This is a genomic window from Streptomyces sp. NPDC059456 (assembly GCF_042750055.1).
GTDB lineage: Bacteria > Actinomycetota > Actinomycetes > Streptomycetales > Streptomycetaceae > Streptomyces.
The window spans coordinates 1-1,045 of record NZ_JBHYVA010000345.1 but is presented as its reverse complement, the minus strand read 5'-3'; the positions used below and the strand labels follow the sequence as shown (position 1 = coordinate 1,045).

The window sequence follows — 1,045 nt, the reverse complement described above, 5'->3', positions numbered from 1 at the left end:
GTGGGGTGGGTCCGGAGCGGGCGGGGGGGGGGGGGGGGGCGGGTCTCCCGGTCGGGGTGGGCGGGGATGCAGAGGTACGGGGGCACCTGGTCCGGGGACGTGGAGACCGGCTGGGAGGGGCTGCGGGCCTCGCTGTCGCTGGTGCTGGGGCTCGGCCTGTGCGGGGTGCCGTACTCGGGTCCGGACGTCGGCGGTTTCGGGGGCTCGCCCTCGCCGGAGCTGTACCTGCGCTGGCTGCAGCTGGGCTCGTACCTCCCGCTGTTCCGGACCCACTCGGCGATCTGGGCGGGGCGGCGGGAGCCGTGGGAGTTCGGGCCGGAGGCGGAGGAGGCGGCGCGGGGCGTGTTGGCGGAGCGGGAGCGGCTGCGGCCGTACTTCCTGACGCTGGCCCAGCTGGCGCGGCGGACGGGCGCGCCGTACGTGCGGCCGCTGTGGTGGGGTGCGCCGGAGGACCGGGCGCTGCGGGACTGCGAGGACGCGTTCCTGCTCGGCGATGCGCTGCTGGTGGCGCCGGTGCTGGAGTGCGGGGCGGACCGGCGGGCGGTGCGGCTGCCGCGCGGCCGGTGGTACGACACCGCGACCGGGGCGGCGTACGAGGGACCCGGGCAGATCCTGCTGGACGCCCCGCCGGGGCGGATCCCGGTGCTGGCCCGGGCGGGGGCGGTGCTGCCGGTGCGCTCCGCCGGGGGCGGGGTGGCCCTGGAGGCGTGGGCGCCGGCGCGGGGGCGCACGGGCGGCGGGGTCGTGATCCGGGATCCGGGACCGGGGTTCGGGGCGGGCGAGGTAGAGCGGTACACGGTGCGGTGGGCGGAGGACGCGGTGGTGGTGGAGGACGAGGCGGGCGAGCCGGTGCAGGGGGTGGAGGTCCGGGGGCTCGGCGCCGGGCCCGGCGCCGGGGGGGCCGGCGCGGGGGGGGGCGGCGCCGCCGCGCCGTGTCTCTCTGGGGGCCCGCGGGGGTTTTTGTGATATTTCCCCCCCCGGGGCCCGGGGGGGGGTCCACGCCGGCGATCGCACGGACACCGCCGCCCGTGAACACCGTGGAGTC

Annotated in this window: 1 protein-coding gene; it reads left to right on the top strand. The window is 79.5% G+C overall.

All coding sequences use genetic code 11. The annotated features are described in order from the left end of the window. A partial coding sequence (locus ACFXA3_RS26045; protein ID WP_385190687.1) for a TIM-barrel domain-containing protein occupies positions 1-966 on the top strand: 966 nt, incomplete at its 5' end. Positions 967-1,045: the final 79 nt, after the last annotated feature.